Genomic DNA, 18,330 nt, shown 5'->3' with positions numbered 1-18,330 from the left:
ATGGCAGATGCAGCAATAGTCGGGCTGGGCATGATGGGACAGGGCATGGCCCGCAACATCATGTCTGCAGGTATCGCGTTGCGGGGGTTCGATCTGTCAGCTGTCGCGCGTGCCCGCTTTGTGGAAGCCGGAGGCAAGACCGGAGAGAGCGCGCCAGAGGTGGCTGCTGGTTGCGACCTGCTTCTGGTGATGGTGGCGACGGCTGCGCAGGCGGAGGCGGCTCTGTTTGAAGGGGTAACCGCAGCTTTGGCTCCGGGGGCGGTTGTCGTCCTGTCGTCCACGGTTGCGCCGTCTGAGGCCCGCGCGATCGCGGCACAGCTGAACGACGCGGGTCATCTGATGCTCGACGCGCCGGTGTCCGGTGGACAGGTCGGGGCCGACAGTGGAACGCTCACGGTTATGGCGTCCGGCCCTGATGCCGCTTTCGAACGGGCAGGCGATATGCTCGCCGCTGTTTCCAAGAAGGTGCACCGTTTGGGCGACCAGCCGGGCATGGGCGCGACATACAAGGTGGTTCACCAATTGGCCGCGGGGGTGCATCTCGTGGCGGCGGCAGAGCTTATGGCGTTTGGCACGAAGGCGGGGTGTGATCCTCAAAGACTGCTGGAGATCGTGTCGAGCTCGGCCGGACAAAGCTGGATGATGGATGACCGCGTGCCGCGCATGATGCAAGAATCGGCGCCCCCGACTTCGACTGTCGATATCTTCATCAAGGACCTTGGTCTTGTGGTTCAGACCGCACGGGATGCGGGCGCTCCGGTTCCGCTGGCAGCCCAGGCCTTTCAGATGATGGTCGGGGCTGGCGGCATGGGGCTGGGCCGGGAAGACGACAGCGCCGTGATCCGCGCCTACGAGGCGCTGACGGGCTGTAAGGTTCGCGAAAGCTGAACGCGGGTCGAAGACCCGGCGGACAAGGATGGTGTCATGAAACTTCTGGACGGACAAATCGCAATCATTACCGGTGCTGCGAGCCCGCGGGGCCTTGGCAAGGCGACGGCGCAGCTTTTTGCCGACCATGGCGCGCGCGTCGTGATCCTTGATCTGGATGCGGCACAGGCCGAGGATACGGCTGCAGATATCGGTGAAGGTCATATCGGTCTGGCCTGTGACGTGACGCGCAAGGCAGATTGCGAAGCTGCCGTCGCGGTGGTGCTCGAGGCCTATGGCCAGATCGACATTCTGGTCAACAATGCGGGCATCACACAGCCATTGAAGATCATGGATATCACGCATGAGGATTATGATGCGGTGCTGGATGTGAACCTGCTTGGCACCTTGAACATGAGCCAGACCGTGATCCCGCATATGCGGGAACGCAAGACCGGCAAGCTGATCAACATGTCATCGGTATCGGCGCAGCGTGGTGGTGGAATCTTTGGCGGACCACATTATTCCGCTGCCAAAGCCGGTATCCTTGGGTTGACCAAGGCGATGGCCCGTGAACTTGCGCCCGATGGAATACGGTCAAACGCCATCTGTCCCGGGTTTATCGCGACAGACATCACAGCGGGTAAACTGACGCCGGACATGATGGACCAGATTCTTGCCGGCATTCCGATGGGGCGCGCGGGCGAAGCATCTGATGTGGCCGGCTGCGCGTTGTTTCTGGCGTCGGATCTGTCCGCCTATGTGACCGGGTCCGAGTTGGATGTGAATGGTGGGTCGCTGATTCACTGATATGGTTTCAAGCGCCCGTCAGTTGACCACCGTCCAGTTTCAGTTCTTCGACGCTCAGGTCGTGCATTGTGAGGACGTGTGAAACCTGTGCGGAATGATCATCGACTTCCCCGTCCAGCCAATCGAGGAACAGATGCACGGCGCGGCGGTTGAGATATCGCGCAGGGCAAATCGTCCAATAGGACGGGAAGGTCAGCACTGGCAGTTTGGGCAAGACCGGAACAAGCCGGCCGTTGGCTACTTCAGGCAGGGCGAGGGCCAGCGACTCCAGCACGATACCGGCTCCGTCCAAGGCCAGCTGCAACGCAATTGATGACCTGTCCATGAGGATCGATTTGCGGTTGCTGCTTGTTTCAATACCATTGTGATAGAGCCAGAAATCCCACTGGCACAATGCCCTGGCGCTGTCGATCAGCCGGGCTTGATCGAGCAGGGCACCCGGATTGTCTGATGCTTTCAAACCGGAGAGATACCTGGGGCTGCACAGGGGCAGGACATGATCGTGAAGCACTGGCCGGGCATGCAAACCCTGCCAGTCGCCGTTGCCATAGCGAATGTCGAGGTCCATCACTTCGCGTTCGAAATTGGTGGGGTCGGGTGCGGCATCGACCCGCAGATCCCAATCGGGGTGTTCAGCAACAAACCCTGCAAGCCGTGGCGCCAACCAACGGACACCGAAACTGGGTGTCACCCGCAGGTTGAGCCTGTGGGTTTCACGGGTTTTTCCAAGGTGCCGTCCGGTGTCGCGCAGCATTCTTAGCGCTGTTGTTGACACCTGAAACAGCTGTTCCCCTTCCAGCGTCAGGCTCAGCAACCGACCGTCACGGCGAAACAGTTTTACCCCCAGCCGCTGTTCCAGAAGTTTGACTTGCTGGCTTACAGCCGAAGGCGAAATCGACAGTTCCTCCGCGGCGTGGGTGATGGTGCCGCGCCGTGCAACAGCTTCGAAATACAGATAGGCGTTGAGGTTCGGGGTCAGTGCCATGAACGGTTTTCGCACCTCGCCGAATACTGGTTGCGTGATCTCATGTTGCGATGACGGTCGGTTGGCGCCGGCCACCAAGGCCCTCGACTTCGATCTCAATCACATCGCCGGGCTTGAGGACGCGCGGGGGTCTCATGCCAAGGCCGGCGCTTGATGGCCAAACTGAAACGACCGCTGCGACACATGGTTGCCGGCAAGATCATCGACTTTGCCGGACAGATCACGAACCTGCTCAACAACGTCCAGCACGCCTGATCTTTCCTGGCCCCTGGGGCCATATCGCAAAAGCTTCACCGCTGTCGTCCTCAGCTGTCTCGGTGCGCAATCTCGTGTTGGATGACGGATTGGATGTCATCGGCCAGGTTTTGCAAATGGTTGTTGATTGCGTCGCGTGCGGCTTGCCCGTCGCGGGCATGCATCGCATCCAGGATTGCCGTATGCTGGTTGACCACGCGTTCCCGATTCCGCCGTTGCCGTGCTGCCAGGTATCGCGCACGCCACAGCCGCCTTAGAAAAGTCCCATGCGTCTCGGCCAATGCCTTGTTGCCCGAGGCTACCGCGATGGCCGTGTGAAAAGACATGTCGACTTCAAACATGTCCAGCGGGTCAATCGAGTTATAGTGCTCCGCCATGTAGGCGACGATGGTTTCAAGGCGTTTGAGGTCCGCTTCGGTCGCGTTCTTGCAGGCCAGCTCTGCGGACAATTTTTCCGGTGCAATCAACACCTCGGTCTGATCGGCGATTTCCTTGAAATCGGACAGCGCAACAATCGGGCTGCGCGAAGGCCGCAGCTCGACCAGACCTTCCTTGGATAGAATTCGGATCGCTTCACGTATTGGCGTCCGGCTCACATTCATGTCCGAAGCAATGTCGCGTTCTTTGACTGACATGCCGGGCGCGCGGTTTCCCCGAAGGATGTCCCGACGCAGGTGATTGGCAATCTGTTCGGCCAGGGTTTCTTTAGGCATCCGAATTTCCTGCACAATAAATGCGCTGAACATGCGTGGCAGAACGCAAAATCTCACCCTCTCGGAAGAGATTGAATTTTGGTATACCAAAAATTGTTGATTGTCGAGTTTCCATTCGCTACGTTCCCCCATGATGGTATACCATCTTCACGGTGCGTTTCCATGCACCAAGGTTGGACAGGCGGTTGAGGAGAGCCGCCAAGGGAGGACTAAACATGAAATATATGTCGACACTGATGGCGGCAGGTGCAGCTGCACTGATGGCCACCTCTGCTCTGGCCGATCCGGTCACGCTTCGGATCCAGACACACTATGCAACCGAGCACCCCACTGGCAAAATGCTCGCTACATGGATTGACGACGTTCAGACCATGTCGGGCGGCGACATCACCATCGAGATGTTCTATTCGTCTTCGGTTGTTGCCACGACGGAAACATTCGACGCAGCGATCAACGGCATCGTCGATTGTGACGCGACCGGTGGTGCTTACCAGACCGGCAAGAACCCCGCGTTCCAGTTTGTCGGCGATATCATGGGTGGCTATGACACGCCCTGGCAGCAGTACAGCTGGCTGTACTACGGCGATGGCTATGAGGCCGCACAAGAGCTTTACAATGCGCAGGGTATGCAGCTGATCGGTTGGGCCATCTACGGTCAGGAATCGTTCGCATCGTCCAAGCCGATTGCCGGTCCGGAAGATCTGGTGGGCTGGAAGTTCCGTTCGCCTCCGGGCATGGAGACAGAGATTTTCGAAAAGTTGGGTGCGTCACCCATCGTGATGGATTTCACCGAAATCTTTACCGCGCTTGAAACCGGCATCATCGACGGTGCTGATGCGTCTGGCCTTGCGAACAATGTGGGCCTTGGCCTCTATGACATCGTGAAACACGCAAACTATCCGGGCTTCCACTCGATGCCCTCTGACCACCTTGCGTGCAACAAGGATGTCTGGGACGGCCTGACAGAACAGCAGCGCCGCATCATGGACACAGCGTGGCAGAAGCTTTCCTTCCAGATCGCCATGGCCAATGAGAAGGCAAACACCGAGGCAGCCGCCGAGCTGCAAGCCAAAGGTGTGACCCTTTACGCGTGGTCTGACGAGGATCGTGCAGCCTTCCGCAAGGCCGCACAGGCCGCGTGGGATGACTGGGCAACCCGTAGCCCCGAAGCCGGAGCGCTTGTGGAAAGCCACAAGACCTATCTCAGGCAGCTTGGTCTGATCGATTGATCCAACGGGCCCGATTGATGGCCTGTTGACCAAATCATTCAAGGGCCCCGTTTTCGGGGCCCTCATATCCTACTGCTTGAAAACAACAGACAATAGTTTCGTTTTGTCTCTCCGGGGAGGATGAGCATGGAACAGAAAAGTGTATGGCTTGGGTCCATGCGGCGACCCGTGCGCATGATTGCGGTTGCGCTAACGGCCTTGGTCGCTTTGATTTTTCTGTGGTTGGTGGCGAACCGGATCATATCGGACGATGCGTTTGGCATGCACGAGATGATCCGGCCCGAGGGGCGGCCACTTGTCTCGGTTATGTTGTGGGCCATTGCCGGCTCCATTTTGTTTGTGTCTTTGTATCTTTCGGACACGCGCGGTGCGATCGAGACAGAACCAGACGGGTTCTTTGACATCGTGTCTCTGGTCTGTTCGCGCATCGCGATGATCATGACCGCCCTGATCGTGATCGTGATGTTCTATGAAGTGGTTTCGCGCTACGTGTTCGCGCGACCGACCCTTTGGGCCAACGAACTTTCTCTCTGGATAGCGGCTTTCGTGTTCCTGCTGGCTGGCCAATACGCCATGCAGCAACGCAGCCATATCCGCATCTATGTCATCTACGACATGATGCCCCGCTTTTTTCAGAAGGCTTCGGACGTCTTGTCCCTGGCGCTGCTGCTCTTTTTTGTCTTTGCGATGATTTGGGGCGGATATGACGATGCCATGCGCAGGTTCTTGCGGATGGAGACCTTCGGCACGGCCTGGGATCCGCCCATTCCGGGGATCGTGAAGCCAGCCATTCTCATCATCATCGTCCTGGTGGCGATTCAGGCAATCTCAAACCTGATTTCCGACTGGAAAAAAGCGCCCGAACACCACGGCCCCGACGAGATCGATGAGGTCGAAATCGAAAACATCCGCCGCACTCTTGAGGACAAGTAAATCATGGAACTCCTACCTTACCTCGAGTGGATGAAGGCTCCCGACATTGCAACGCTAAGCGTTGTTCTGCTGTTGGGTATGTTTTTCCTTCTTGCCATCGGGATGCCGCTTGGCTTTGCGTCGGCCTTCCTGGCTGTCGCCGTTCTGGTCATGAAATTCGGTCCCGAGTTGCTGTTCAGCGATTTCGGCAAAGGGCCCTTGTCGGTGCTGTCGCAAGCGGTCTACCGACAAATGACGAATTACGTTCTCATATCGATACCCCTGTTCATATTCATGGCCGCGCTTCTTGAACGCTCGGGGATCGCCAAGGACATGTACAACTCGCTCAATGTCTGGTTGTCAGGCACCCGTGGCGGGATTGCCATTGTCACCTCGATCATGGCGGTGATCATGGCGGCTATGTCCGGCATCATTGGCGGTGAGGTTGTTCTTCTTGGCCTGATTGCACTGCCGCAAATGCTCAGGCTCGGCTACAATCAGAACCTCGCGATCGGAACGATATGCGCCTCAGGTTCTCTGGGGACGATGATTCCACCGTCCATCGTTTTGATCTTCTACGGCCTGGTTACGGAGACTTCGATCAAGGCGCTGTTTACGGCATCGTTCCTGCCGGGTTTCATGTTGGCGTCCTTCTTCATCATCTACATCATTGTCCGCACGCGCTTGAATCCCTCGCTTGCGCCGCTGCCGGAAATCGACCCGGAAGCGCCTGCAGGTCGGGAAAAAGGGCTGATGTTTGTCGGTTTCCTGGCCAAGTTTGGGCTCTGGATTATTGGCGTGCTTTTCCTGCGTGCGCTGTTTTTCACGGTGACGGGCCAGAACACCTTGCAAGAGGGTGAAGACCCGATTGCACTCGGGATGGTCTATCATCTGCCCTGGATTGCAGCCGCCTTTGCCGTTGCCCTGGGGATCGTGTTCGCTGTCGGAAAAGAGCGTGTGGCAACTGGTTGGGACATGGGCAAAGGGCTGATCGCACCCGTCGTGGTGATCGGCGTTGTGCTAGGCTCTATCTATATGGGCATCACCGGCATCACGGAAGCTGCCGGTATGGGGGTTGTTGCGGTCTTCACCATCAGCCTGATCCGGCGCGAAATGACGTTCGAGATCGTCTGGGACAGTCTGATCCGCACGTTGAAATCCACCGGAACAATCATCTGGGTGACCATTGGCGCAGCCGCACTTGCGGCGGCATACACCCTCTCGGGGGGGCCGACTTACGTCGCAAACATGATCATCGCAGCGGAGCTTCCGACCATGTCGATCATCCTGGTCATGATGCTCATTTTCCTGATCATGGGAATGTTCATGGACTGGGTTGGTATCGTGCTCTTGATCATGCCGGTGTTCCTGCCGATCGTGCTGAAACTCCCGATTGAGGAAATCGGCTTCTTTGGCCAATTGGAACCGCGCCATGTGGCGATCTGGTTTGGTGTTGTGTTCTGTATGAACATGCAGGTCAGTTTCCTGTCACCCCCGTTTGGGCCGGCGGCGTTCTATTTGAAGTCTGTTGCGCCGTCGCACATCACCCTGACGCAGATCTTTGCCGGGTTCTTGCCTTTCATCGTGCTCCAGTTGATCGCGCTGACGGTGCTTGTGGTTTACCCGTCGATTGTGACGGTGTTCCTGTGATGGGTGAACCAATTGTTTGAAACATCCCGATGGGGGCGGAGTGACTCCGCCCCCGTTTTTTGGCTCAAGAGGCTGGCAACTCCATGACCACCACCATTTCTCATGTCAAAACCGACCACTACCTGATCCCTCTGGCTCAGGTGCTTGAGGACAGCATGCATGGCGTGATGACCGGGTTCGAGGTTGTGACTGCCCGCGTCACCGACAGCGATGGGGCTGAAGGGGTGGGTTACACCTTCACCTGCGGTGTGAACGGCGGGGCGATTGCTGACATTCTGGCGCGCGAGATGACACCACGGGTCATCGGCCGTGACCCCTCGCTGATTGAAGCGATCTGGAAAGAGCTTTGGTGGGCCTTTCACTATGGTGGGCGCGGTGGACCAACGGTCCTGGCCCTGTCGGCGCTCGACATGGCGCTCTGGGATCTCAAGGCGAAACGCGCAGATATGCCGCTCTGGCGATTGCTCGGCGGATATGACGCCAGGGTGCCTTGCTACGCTGGCGGCATCGACATGCATCTAAGCCCCGAAGAACTGGTCGCCCAGACCCATGACAACATCGCCAAAGGTCACCGCGCAATCAAGATGAAGGTGGGACGCGACCTGTTGCGTGAAGACATTGCCAAGCTTGCTGCTCTGCGCGACGCTTTTGGGCCGGACATGCCGCTGATGGCCGATGCGAACATGAAATACAGCGTTGATGGCGCTGTCCGCGCCGCCAAGGCGTTTGCCCAGTTCGACCTGACCTGGTTCGAAGAACCGATTCCACCCGAAGATCCTGCCGGCCATCGCCGTGTTCTGCTCGAAGGCGGCATCCCCATCGCATCGGGAGAAAACCTCCGGTCTGTTTGGGAGTTCCGCACCGCAATTGAAGGCGGTGTGACGTTCCCCGAACCTAACGTGACAAACTGCGGCGGCGTGACCCCGTTCATGAAGATCGCCCGTCTGGCCGAGGCGTTCCACCTTCCTGTCACAAGTCATGGCGCACATGACATCACGGTTCAATTGCTGGCCGCTTGCCCGAACCGGTCTTACCTGGAGGCCCATGGATTCGGGCTGGAAAAATACATTGAGAGTCCGCTTCAGATCGTCGACGGATATGCCATTGCGCCCGAGTGTCCCGGCCACGGCGTGGCCTTTGATTGGGAGCGTTTGAATTCCTTGCGCGTTTGAGGACAGCCGCCATGTTGACACAGCAGCAGATCGACGAGTTCCACAGCAACGGCGTCATCATTGTGCCCGACGTGTTGCCAGCGGCGGTGCTGAACGCGGTCAAAGACGAATACGCGTTGCTGCTTGATGAGCTTTATGAGCACTGGCATGCTCAAGGCTTGGTGCCCGCGCCCGATGGCATGGATTTCTGGCAGAAGCTGCTGGTGAGTTATGCGGCGGGCTGTGACTGGTTTCAACCGATGGATATCTCCTTGCCTGGTGGAGAGATCCGGCCTGATACCCCATTTCACTTTGGTCCGGCCGTCTTTGACATGATCACCGCGCCGAGGCTGCTTGATCTGGTCGAATGCCTGATCGGATCCGAAATCACGTCGAACCCGATCCAGCATGTCCGGCTGAAGCCGCCGGCGCCAACGTTGAGCGGCGTGGAAAACCGCGCGCATATCATGATGACCGACTGGCATCAGGATCGCGCTGTTGCACATGAAGAGGGCGACCGGACGGATATGGTCACCGTCTGGCTGGCGATTTCGGATGCGACTGTCGAAAACGGGTGCCTGCAGGCGATCCCTGGAAAGCCGCAGATGTATCCGCATTGTCCCAGGAAGCAGACCGCCATAGCTGATGGGTTTCTGGATTTGGAAAAGGCACAGCCATTGCCGGTAAAGGCGGGCGGGGCGGTCATTTTCCATCCGCTCACACCGCATGCGTCGCTGAACAATGTTTCGGACAGGTTCCGTTGGTCCTTCGACATCCGCTACAATGTGACCGGCCAGCCGACCGGCCGCGCGCATTTTCCCGACTTTGTTGTCCGGTCGCATAGAAGGCCTGAAAACGTGCTGACCGACTGGCAGGAATGGCGGCGCATGTGGCTTGCCGCACGTGCGCGTCTTGCAGGTCAACCTCATATCCCGATTCACAGATGGACAAGTGACAGCCCCGCCTGCGCATGACCGTTGCTTTTCAGTCGCAAGTGGCCGTGTGCCTTCCTTGACCCCAGCAGAGATGCCATACCATGAAGACTGTACGCCTTGCCCCTGAAGACAATGTCGTCACCGCCATCGCGCCGCTCGATGCCGGGCAGGACGGGGCCATCCAGTTGATCCCGCGTGGTCATAAGATGGCCGTCAGCGATATCCCCAAAGGTACCGCTGTCAGGAAGTATGCGCAGGTCATCGGTTACGCGGCCGAGGATATTGCGATGGGGGCGCATGTGCACACGCATAATCTGGAATTCCGCAACGTCGAGACCGAGTACGAGTTTTCCACCAATCTGCGTCCTGTCGCTCCCGCTGCTCAACAGGACACGTTTATGGGGTATCTGCGCAAAACTGGACGGGTCGGGACCCGCAACTATATCGCGGTTTTGACGTCGGTGAACTGTTCGGCCACCGCCGCGCGCATGATCGCAGGACATTTTACGCCAGATGTGCTTGCGCCTTATCCCAACGTCGATGGCGTCACGGCCTTTGTGCACGGCACAGGGTGTGCCATGGGCGGAGATGGCACCGGGTTCGAACTGCTCCAGCGCACGCTCTGGGGCTACGCACGCAACCCCAATGTCGGCGGTGTTCTCATGGCGGGCCTGGGCTGCGAAATGATGCAGATCGACTGGCTGATCGAGGCTTATGGCCTGACGCCCGGCCCGTTGTTCCAGGCGATGAACATTCAGGATGTTGGCGGGCTGGCCCAGACCGTCGAAATGGGCATCCGAAAAATTGAGGCGATGCTGCCTTTGGTCAATGACGTGCAACGTGAGGAATGCCCTGCATCCGAGCTGATGGTCGCCTTGCAATGCGGCGGGTCCGATGCATGGTCCGGCATCACGGCGAACCCGGCTGTGGGGTATGCCTGTGATCTGCTTGTTGCGCAGGGGGGGACCGGTGTCCTGGCCGAAACGCCGGAGATTTATGGCGCCGAGCATCTGTTGACCGCCCGCGCAGTGGATCGCGCGGTGGGGGACAAGCTGATCAGCCTGATCAAGTGGTGGGAGGATTACACCGAACGCAACCGCGGGAACATGGATAACAATCCAAGTCCCGGCAACAAAAAGGGCGGTCTGACGACGATCCTTGAAAAGTCGTTGGGCGCTGCGGCCAAGGGGGGCACGACCCCGCTGACTGGCGTGTTCAAATATGGCGAGCCTGTCACTGCGAAGGGGTTCACCTTCATGGACAGCCCCGGATATGACCCGGCCAGTGTCACCGGACAGATAGCCAGTGGCTGCAATCTGGTCTGTTTTACCACCGGTCGCGGATCGGCCTTTGGATCCAAACCTGCGCCGACGATGAAGGTGGCGACCAACACCGAGATGTATGAGCGGCTGACACCTGACATGGATGTGAACGCAGGACGGATCCTGTCGGATGGAGCCAGTGTCGAAGAGGTGGGCCGCGAGATTTACGCCATGTGGTTGCGCATGGCGAGTGGTGAAAAATCGAAATCAGAGGCGCAAGGGCTTGGGGACTATGAATTTGTACCCTGGCAGGTCGGGTCGGTGATGTGACGCAGCTGCCGGTCGCCATCATCGGGGCAGGTTCGATAGGAATGCGCCATGTCGAGGTTGCGCAAGCCTGTCCTGCCACGCGGATATCCGCCGTGGTCGAACCATCGGAGGTGCGACGTGCGGCCTTGGCGGCTCTGGGTCTGAATGCGGTTGCAACGCTCGATGCGGTTCCGACCGAAACGCGCGCGGCCATCGTGGCCACACCGACACAGGACCACCACGTCTCCGCGCTCGCTTGTCTCGACCGGGGATGGCCGGTGATCGTGGAAAAACCAACCGCTGCAACGCTTGATCAGGCGCGGGAGGTTGTTTTGCGCGCGGCGCAGAAAGGAGTTCCGCTGTTCACCGGGCACCATCGCCGCTGTCATCCGTTTTCACGCGCAACCCGTGATGCCTTGACCCAGCTCGGTGATCTTGTCGGGGTTCAGGGCCTTTGGTCGCTGCGAAAGCACGATACATATTATGATGCGGACTGGCGCCGTCAGCCTGGGGCGGGACCGCTGCTCACCAACCTGACCCATGAAATCGATCTTTTGTGCTTCTTCCTGGGCGAGATTGACGAGGTCACCGCCCTGTCCTCAAATTCACGCCGGGGGTTGGCGATCGAAGACACCGCAGCGCTGGCATTCCGCTTCGGCGATGGCGCGCTTGGGTCCTTTCTGATTTCTGATGCCGGTGCATCGCCCTGGTCATTCGAGGCGGCATCTGCAGAAAACCCTGCCATCGCCGCGTCGCATCAGGATTACATCCGCTTCGTGGGCACCGCAGGTGCGTTGGAGTTTCCGTCCTTGACGTTCTGGGGACGCTCCGGCCCGGGGGAGATAGAATGGTCCAAGCCGTTGATTGCAACGCCCGGGCCGCATTTCGACAAGGTGGATCCGGTGCTCAAACAGATCGGGCATTTTGCTGCAGTGGTTGCGGGCGGCGATAATGACCTTCTTTGCTCCGGTGAAGACGGGATGAAGGCGCTGGAAATCACGCTGGCCGCCGCGTTGTCGGCCAAGGAACACAGGCCGGTGCGCGCAGGCGAGGTGCCGGGGGACTATACTGGCGTTTAATTCAAGGGAGATCGAGATGACGAAACCAAAAATAGGGTTCATCGGGTTGGGGCTGATGGGCCGGGCCATGGCAGAGTGTCTTCAGACCGCAGGCTATGAGTTGATCGTTCTCGGAAATCGCGACCGCACCGGTGTGGACGAGGTCTTGGCCCGCGGCGGGGTTGAGGCAAAGAGCGGCAAAGCCCTGACCGAGCAGAGCGACATCGTGATGATCTGTGTTGGAACATCTGAACAGGTGGAAAGCCGCATTTACGGCGAGGACGGTGTTCTGGCGGGTGTAAAACCTGGGCAGGTGGTGATTGATTTCGGAACCTCTTTGCCGGAATCGACACAAAAGATCGGTGCGGATCTTGCCGCGCAAGGCGCGACCTATCTGGATGCCCCTCTGGGCCGCACGCCAGCCCATGCGAAAGAGGGCAAGCTGAACATCATGTGTTCTGGCGACAAAGAAACATATGACCAGGTGAAACCGGTGCTCGATGTGTTGGGAGAGAACGTCTTTCACCTTGGCGCTCTTGGAAACGGGCATACCATCAAGCTGATCAACAACTTCTTTGGAATGACAACCGCTGTTGCCATGTCTGAGGCTTTCGCGGCGGCCGATGCGGCGGGAATTGACCGGCAGGCTCTTTATGACGTGATGTCCGCCGGGCCACTGCGCTCTGGCATGATGGATTTCATACGCAACTACGCGGTAAACGGTCAGAACGATCTTGGTTTCGCCATCGGCAACGCGGCCAAAGACGTGGGGTATTACGGTCAGATGCTGTCAGACATGGGCATGCAAAGCCGCATGTCCGGTTGCACTGTGAACGCGCTTTCCGCTGCCGTGGACGACGGGGACGGGGACCGGATGGTGGCGGAAATGGTGGACTGGATGGGCAAGAACCTGAAGGGAAAAGCGTGACCCATCCGGCGGAAAATCCGGCTTTCATCGCGGTGGACGGGCCGTGATATGAGCGCCCCCATCCCGCGCGAAGACCGCGCCGCCGCAGGCGTCTTGACCATGTTGTTTGCAGTGGTCTTTTTCACCTGTATCGACACCTCGGCCAAATGGCTGGTGCTTGCGGGTTTGCCTGTCATACAGGTGGTCTTTGTGCGGTACTTCGGACATTTCGTCTACGCGATGATCTTCTATTTGCCGAAAGAGCGCGCCGAGGTTTTTGTGTCACGTGCGCCGTTCAAGCAATTTCTGCGGTCGCTGTTCCTGTTTGGGTCGACGATTTGCAATTTCTATGCGTTGCAGTCTTTGCCAATCACGCTGACGACAACGATCATGTTCGCAGGGCCGATTGTTGTCACGCTTCTGGCGATCCCGATCCTTGGCGAAAAGGTCGGAATCCGGCGGATCGCGGCGGTTTGCGTGGGTTTCATCGGCGTGCTTGTGGTGATTCAGCCCTGGGGGGCCGAGTTTGACCCGGCAATGTTCTTTTCCCTTGCGGCATTGCTGATCGCTTCGCTGTATTTCATCATGACGCGGATGCTTGCCGGGGTGGAAACCAACGCGACGCAGCAGGTCTGGTCCTCCGGTTTCGCGTCGATTGCGCTGGCGCCCTTTGCCCTGTCGGCCTGGATCTGGCCGGAGAATGGGCTGCAATGGCTGATCATGTGTCTGATCGGCGGGTTCGGGATGATGGGGCACAGTCTTGCGACCCTTGCGCATCGCTGGGCCGACGCATCGATCCTGGCCCCGATGGTGTACAGCCAGATCTTTCTTGCGGCCTTGGCGGGGATATTTGTCTTTTCCACCACGCCGACCATCTGGACGCTGGCCGGTGGGCTGATCATTATTACATCGGGACTGTATATCTGGCGCCGTGAGCGGCAAAGGGGACACAAGCAAACCCGGGTCGCGCAGCTCCCGCCCCATTCGGGGAACCTTTAAGCTTCGGGGCTTTGGCTTGATCCGATCCCTGCCCACAGGCTCCCGTGGCGTGGCGTTGCCGCCGGCTCAGCCCCTGCCGATATAGGGCATGTTGGTCGCCATCACCGTCATGAACTGCACGTTGGCATCCAGCGGCAGGTTTGCCATATGCAGTACCGATTTGGCGACGTTGGACACATCCATCACTGGTTCCACGGCGATAGACCCGTCAGCCTGAGGGACGCCCTTGGTCATTTTCTCCGCCATGTCAGTCAGAGTGTTGCCGATGTCGATCTGCCCGCAAGCAATGTTGAAGGCACGCCCGTCAAGCGAGACCGAGCGGGTCAGCCCGGTAATCGCATGCTTGGACGTGGTGTAGGCAGCTGACCCCCAACGCGGCACATAGGCTGAAACCGAACCATTGTTGATGATGCGGCCGCCTTGTGGATCCTGCTCGCGCATCAGGCCAAAGGCGACCTTGGCGCAGAGAAAACTGCCGGTCACATTGATGTCGATGAGATCGCGCCAGGCGGCGACATCGATCTCATCGATCGTGGATGACGGCATGGAAACGCCTGCATTGTTGAACAGCGCATCCACCCGGCCCCAGGCCTTGGCTGCCTTTCCGAAAGCTTCAACGACGTCTTGCTCCTGGGTCACGTCGCAGGGCAGGGGCAGCGCGTTTTCGCGTCCGCCTGCCACATCTTCCAGCGCGCCAAGCGTGCGCCCGACGAGGCCGACCCGCCAGCCCGCGTCAAGAAAGGCATTCGCAGTCGCCTTGCCGATCCCCCGGCCAGCGCCGGTGATGATGATGGATTTGCTCATGGTTTCTCCCCCGAATATCATGCGTGGATGGGTATTTTGCCCATTGGTTTGTCAGTGATTGTCGCGTGGCAGATTGCGTCCCACCTTCTGGTAGGCTGTCGCAAGCTCCAGGCACCCTCCATTGGACAATTGTCCGACATTGCTGCGGTAGATTTCCTGCCAGGGCGTCTGGTTCACCAGTTCTGGTGGGGTCCAGGCATCGATGCGCGCCTGCCATTCATCCTCCGGCACCAGGGCATCCATCCGGCCTGCGTTGAGATCAAGGCGGACCTTGTCTCCGGTCTTGAGATAGGCCAGTCCACCGCCAACGACGGCTTCGGGCGAGGCGTTGAGGATCGACGGGCTTTCAGATGTTCCAGATTGGCGGCCATCTCCCACGGTTGGCAGGTGATTCACACCCATTTTGATCAAAGCATCCGGGGGCTGCATGTTTACGACTTCGGCACTTCCGGGATAGCCGACGCAGCCGACACCGCGGATGAACAGGATCGTTTTCTCGTCGATGCCCAGCGCCGGGTCGTTGACCCGGTCATGGTAGTCTTCAGGGCCTTCAAACACGGCCGCGCGCGCTTCGAAGACGCCCTCGTTTCCGGGTTCAGAGAGAAAACGTTTGCGGAAGTCTGCGGAAATCACACTGGTTTTCATCAAGGCCGAATCGAACAGGTTTCCCGACAGGACCTTGAAGCCGGCCTTCTGCCGCATCGGTGCGTCATACGTCTTGATCACATCATGGTCGAGGCTTTTTGAGCCGGTAAGGTTGGCGGCGAGGGAATTGCCGGTCGCGGTCATGACATCGCCATGGAGACGGCCCGCCTGCATCAGCTCGGCCATCACCGCCGGCACGCCGCCGGCGCGATAGAAGGATTCGCCGAGATACTCTCCAGCGGGCTGCATGTTGACCAGCAAGGGCACGTCAAACCCTATGGTTTCCCAGTCTTGTACGTTGAGGTCGACACCAATATGGCGCGCAACGGCCTGAAGATGCGGCGGGGCGTTGGTCGACCCTCCAATCGCGCTGTTTACGACAATTGCGTTCTCGAATGCCTGGCGGGTCATAATGTCAGACGGTTTGAGATCATCCAGCACCATCTGAACGATCCGGCGGCCCGTCTGGTAGGCCATCGCCATACGCTCGCGGAACGGCGCCGGGATTGCCGCATTGCCGGTCAGCGTCATTCCAAGCGCTTCGGCCATGGCGTTCATCGTGCTGGCGGTGCCCATCGTGTTGCAGTGACCCAGCGATGGCGCGGACGAACAGACGCGGCTCATGAACTCTTCATAGTCGATCTTGCCTTCCGCCAGGAGACGGCGGCTTTCCCAGACGATTGTGCCGGAACCGGCGCGCTTGCCTTGCCACCAGCCGTCCAGCATGGGGCCGCCATTGAGGGCAATCGCCGGAAGGTCAACCGTTGCGACCCCCATCAACATGGCGGGCGTGGTCTTGTCGCAGCCTGTCGTCAGCACCACTCCATCAAGCGGATATCCATGCAGCACTTCGACGAGCGACAGATAGGCAAGATTGCGATCCAGCGCTGCTGTTGGGCGCTTGCCGGTCTCCTGAATCGGGTGGACTGGAAACTCCATCGGGATGCCGCCCGCCTCGCGGATGCCGGCCTTGATCCGGTCCATCAGAAAAACGTGGATCTTGTTGCACGGGGCAAGATCGCTGCCGGTCTGGGCGATGCCGATGACCGGGTGGCCGCCCTGCAGCTCCTCACGGGTATACTCTTGGTTCTGATAGCGTTCGACGTAGAGCGCGGTCATTCCGGGATTGTTCGGGTTGTCGAACCACTCCTGCGACCGGAACCGCTTGTTTGCGCGCGTGTCTGACATCTTTCTCCTCCCGAAGGCTCAATTGAGGCCCTTTGCATAGCCTCCTCGAATGGTATACCAAATGCAAGTGCTTAGATGATCCGAATGATCAGGACAACTGTGATGCTGCTTCGTTCCCTTTGCCTTTTGGCACCACTTGCCGTTCAGCTCGCGCTGCCGGCTCCGGCGATGGCGGAGATGGATCTGAACGGGATAAACGCTTGCCTGAGCGACCGGCTTGAAGCGGGACAGCCCGCTGCAACTTGCCTCGATGAGGCACATTCGGCTTGTATGTCTATCAACATCGACACACCCGCCGTCGCGGCGCTGTGCTTTGTCGAATTGGAGAAGGAGTGGCAGGCGGGCATTGCCGCTTTGATGACCGGAATCAAACAGAAGGCGTCCGAAGAAATAGCCGCGGTTGCGGGTGTCGAAGGCAAATACGACCTGCTGTCGGCGCTGCTTCAATGCAGCCGTATGGAAGAGCTGGCGCTTATCGTTGGCCGCGAGAGCGACGACGCGATCGTTCGGCAGAACGCGCGCTGCAAGGCCAATGCTGCAGGGTTGACCTATGCGCGGCTGTTTCTGAGATCTCGGGATTTGTGATGACACCGCGGCAGGCGTTCTGGCGCGGATACTGGGATTGCGCGCCCTTCATCTTGATTGTCGTGCCTTATTCGATGCTGTTCGGAGTGGTGGCGCGGGATGCGGGGCTGGATGTTTTGCAGACCATGTCCATGTCCGTGCTGGTGATCGCCGGGGCCTCACAATTCACCGCAATCGCCTTGTTGCAGGATCAGGCGCCGGTGTTCATTGCCCTGCTTGCCGCGCTCGCTGTCAACCTGCGTATGGCCATGTATTCGGCTGCCCTTGTGCCTCATCTGGGGCACGCCCGATTGGGCGTGCGGGCTTTGATGGCGTATCTGATGGTCGACCAGGCCTTCGCGGTTGCCGTCCGAACCTATCAGGATTCGCCTGACATGAAACCGGCGGCCAAGGTTGCCTACTACTTCGGCGCGATGCTGCTGATCTGTCCATTCTGGTATGCGTTTACGCTGATCGGAGCCCTTGTGGGGCAGGCGATTCCTGCCTCGTTCAGCCTCGATTTTGCGGTGCCGGTCTGTTTTATCGCTTTGACGGCGCCATTGTTGCGGTCCGGCCCGCACATCTTTGCCGCGTTGATCGCCAGCGGTGCTGCCTTGGCTTTTTCATGGGTGCCCTGGTCGCTCGGGCTGATCATTGCCGCCCTTTTGGGGGTGTTCGCGGGTGGGCAGGCCGAACTCCATGTAACGCGCCGTGCGCAAAGGCTGATCTCATGATCGACACAGCTTCATTCTGGTTGCTGACGGTGCTGCTGGGGATCGGTACCTTCCTGATCCGTTTTTCCTTCCTCGGATTGTTGGGGGGCCGTCAATTGCCGGATTGGGCGTTGCTGTATCTGCGCTATGTCGGCGTTGCGGTCTTTCCCGCACTCGTCATGCCGTTGCTGGTCTGGCCCGAAGCAACAGGGGGCATGCCGGACCCGATACGTTTGCTCGCAGCCCTTGCCGCGCTGCTTGCGGGGCTGCGGTTTGGCGTGATCTGGGCCATCATCGCCGGGATGGGCGCGCTCTATCTGATGCAGTTTTTCTTGTCATAGGCAGTGGTCTTTTCAGCCCATCGCAAACCGGAG

19 protein-coding genes are annotated in these 18,330 nt (G+C 58.9%); 15 read left to right on the top strand and 4 right to left on the bottom strand.

The annotated features are described in order from the left end of the window. Both HPDFL43_RS14865 and HPDFL43_RS14860 read left to right on the top strand, forming a co-directional pair. A complete protein-coding gene (locus tag HPDFL43_RS14865; protein WP_007198199.1) occupies window positions 1-888 on the top strand; it encodes an NAD(P)-dependent oxidoreductase in 888 nt (295 codons plus the stop codon). A gap of 36 nt (window positions 889-924) precedes the next feature. After that, entirely contained in the window at window positions 925-1,677 is a 753-nt protein-coding gene (locus HPDFL43_RS14860) for an SDR family NAD(P)-dependent oxidoreductase (protein WP_007198198.1), read from the top strand. A 7-nt stretch (window positions 1,678-1,684) separates the two neighbouring features. On the opposite strand, the gene HPDFL43_RS14855 is transcribed toward HPDFL43_RS14860, so the two are convergent. Next, window positions 1,685-2,662 carry a LysR substrate-binding domain-containing protein gene (locus HPDFL43_RS14855; protein WP_007198197.1) on the bottom strand — a complete coding sequence of 326 codons (978 nt, stop codon included), beginning with the start codon at window positions 2,660-2,662 and terminating at the stop codon, window positions 1,685-1,687. Here HPDFL43_RS14855 and HPDFL43_RS22175 point away from each other — a divergent pair. Then, window positions 2,661-2,816 carry a hypothetical protein gene (locus HPDFL43_RS22175; protein WP_210165598.1) on the top strand — a complete coding sequence of 52 codons (156 nt, stop codon included), beginning with the start codon at window positions 2,661-2,663 and terminating at the stop codon, window positions 2,814-2,816. The two genes, HPDFL43_RS14855 and HPDFL43_RS22175, sit on opposite strands and share 2 nt — an antisense overlap. Window positions 2,817-2,967: 151 nt before the next feature. On the opposite strand, the gene HPDFL43_RS14850 is transcribed toward HPDFL43_RS22175, so the two are convergent. Continuing rightward, window positions 2,968-3,762 carry a GntR family transcriptional regulator gene (locus tag HPDFL43_RS14850; RefSeq protein ID WP_210165597.1) on the bottom strand — a complete coding sequence of 265 codons (795 nt, stop codon included), beginning with the start codon at window positions 3,760-3,762 and terminating at the stop codon, window positions 2,968-2,970. An 83-nt stretch (window positions 3,763-3,845) separates the two neighbouring features. On the opposite strand from HPDFL43_RS14850, the gene HPDFL43_RS14845 reads away from it, so the two are divergent. From HPDFL43_RS14845 to HPDFL43_RS14805, 9 genes are all read left to right on the top strand, one after another. Next, window positions 3,846-4,859: a TRAP transporter substrate-binding protein gene (locus tag HPDFL43_RS14845; protein ID WP_007198193.1), complete on the top strand. Its 1,014-nt coding sequence runs from the start codon at window positions 3,846-3,848 to the stop codon at window positions 4,857-4,859. 126 nt (window positions 4,860-4,985) lie between these two features. Then, on the top strand, window positions 4,986-5,792 hold the full coding sequence (locus HPDFL43_RS14840) for a TRAP transporter small permease subunit (protein WP_007198192.1): 807 nt from the start codon (window positions 4,986-4,988) through the stop codon (window positions 5,790-5,792). Window positions 5,793-5,795: 3 nt separating this feature from the next. Further along, a complete protein-coding gene (locus HPDFL43_RS14835; protein WP_210165596.1) occupies window positions 5,796-7,421 on the top strand; it encodes a TRAP transporter large permease in 1,626 nt (541 codons plus the stop codon). 83 nt (window positions 7,422-7,504) lie between these two features. Beyond that, complete coding sequence (locus tag HPDFL43_RS14830; protein ID WP_007198190.1) at window positions 7,505-8,593, top strand: mandelate racemase/muconate lactonizing enzyme family protein; 1,089 nt, start codon at window positions 7,505-7,507, stop codon at window positions 8,591-8,593. An 11-nt stretch (window positions 8,594-8,604) separates the two neighbouring features. Next, window positions 8,605-9,546: a phytanoyl-CoA dioxygenase family protein gene (locus tag HPDFL43_RS14825; protein WP_007198189.1), complete on the top strand. Its 942-nt coding sequence runs from the start codon at window positions 8,605-8,607 to the stop codon at window positions 9,544-9,546. 62 nt (window positions 9,547-9,608) lie between these two features. Continuing rightward, the gene (locus HPDFL43_RS14820) at window positions 9,609-11,099 is read left to right on the top strand and encodes a UxaA family hydrolase (RefSeq protein ID WP_007198188.1); all 1,491 of its coding nucleotides are present in this window, start codon (window positions 9,609-9,611) and stop codon (window positions 11,097-11,099) included. Continuing rightward, on the top strand, window positions 11,096-12,157 hold the full coding sequence (locus tag HPDFL43_RS14815) for a Gfo/Idh/MocA family protein (RefSeq protein ID WP_007198187.1): 1,062 nt from the start codon (window positions 11,096-11,098) through the stop codon (window positions 12,155-12,157). The genes HPDFL43_RS14820 and HPDFL43_RS14815 overlap by 4 nt, the downstream gene beginning before the upstream one ends. 16 nt (window positions 12,158-12,173) lie before the next feature. Continuing rightward, window positions 12,174-13,064, top strand: a complete 891-nt coding sequence (locus HPDFL43_RS14810) for an NAD(P)-dependent oxidoreductase (RefSeq protein WP_007198186.1) — start codon at window positions 12,174-12,176, stop codon at window positions 13,062-13,064. Window positions 13,065-13,112: 48 nt separating this feature from the next. Beyond that, window positions 13,113-14,042, top strand: coding sequence for a DMT family transporter (locus HPDFL43_RS14805; RefSeq protein ID WP_007198185.1), 930 nt, complete (start codon window positions 13,113-13,115; stop codon window positions 14,040-14,042). A gap of 66 nt (window positions 14,043-14,108) precedes the next feature. On the opposite strand, the gene HPDFL43_RS14800 is transcribed toward HPDFL43_RS14805, so the two are convergent. Beyond that, window positions 14,109-14,846, bottom strand: coding sequence for an SDR family oxidoreductase (locus HPDFL43_RS14800; RefSeq protein ID WP_007198184.1), 738 nt, complete (start codon window positions 14,844-14,846; stop codon window positions 14,109-14,111). Window positions 14,847-14,897: 51 nt separating this feature from the next. Beyond that, on the bottom strand, window positions 14,898-16,679 hold the full coding sequence (locus tag HPDFL43_RS14795) for an IlvD/Edd family dehydratase (RefSeq protein ID WP_007198183.1): 1,782 nt from the start codon (window positions 16,677-16,679) through the stop codon (window positions 14,898-14,900). A gap of 102 nt (window positions 16,680-16,781) precedes the next feature. Between HPDFL43_RS14795 and HPDFL43_RS14790 the strand changes: the two genes are divergently transcribed. Genes HPDFL43_RS14790 through HPDFL43_RS14780 form a run of 3 tightly spaced genes read left to right on the top strand, consistent with a single transcriptional unit; the run spans window position 16,782 to window position 18,297 of the window. Next, window positions 16,782-17,264, top strand: a complete 483-nt coding sequence (locus tag HPDFL43_RS14790) for a hypothetical protein (RefSeq protein WP_156970287.1) — start codon at window positions 16,782-16,784, stop codon at window positions 17,262-17,264. Continuing rightward, window positions 17,264-17,977: an AzlC family ABC transporter permease gene (locus HPDFL43_RS14785; RefSeq protein WP_007198181.1), complete on the top strand. Its 714-nt coding sequence runs from the start codon at window positions 17,264-17,266 to the stop codon at window positions 17,975-17,977. The genes HPDFL43_RS14790 and HPDFL43_RS14785 overlap by 1 nt, the downstream gene beginning before the upstream one ends. Continuing rightward, window positions 17,974-18,297: an AzlD domain-containing protein gene (locus HPDFL43_RS14780; protein WP_007198180.1), complete on the top strand. Its 324-nt coding sequence runs from the start codon at window positions 17,974-17,976 to the stop codon at window positions 18,295-18,297. Before HPDFL43_RS14785 ends, HPDFL43_RS14780 begins: the two co-directional genes overlap by 4 nt. Window positions 18,298-18,330 lie beyond the last annotated feature (33 nt).

It is taken from the genome of Hoeflea phototrophica DFL-43 (assembly GCF_000154705.2).
GTDB lineage: Bacteria > Pseudomonadota > Alphaproteobacteria > Rhizobiales > Rhizobiaceae > Hoeflea > Hoeflea phototrophica.
The sequence above is the reverse complement of the archived record's forward strand: the minus strand, read 5'-3'. Positions and strand labels throughout refer to the sequence as shown.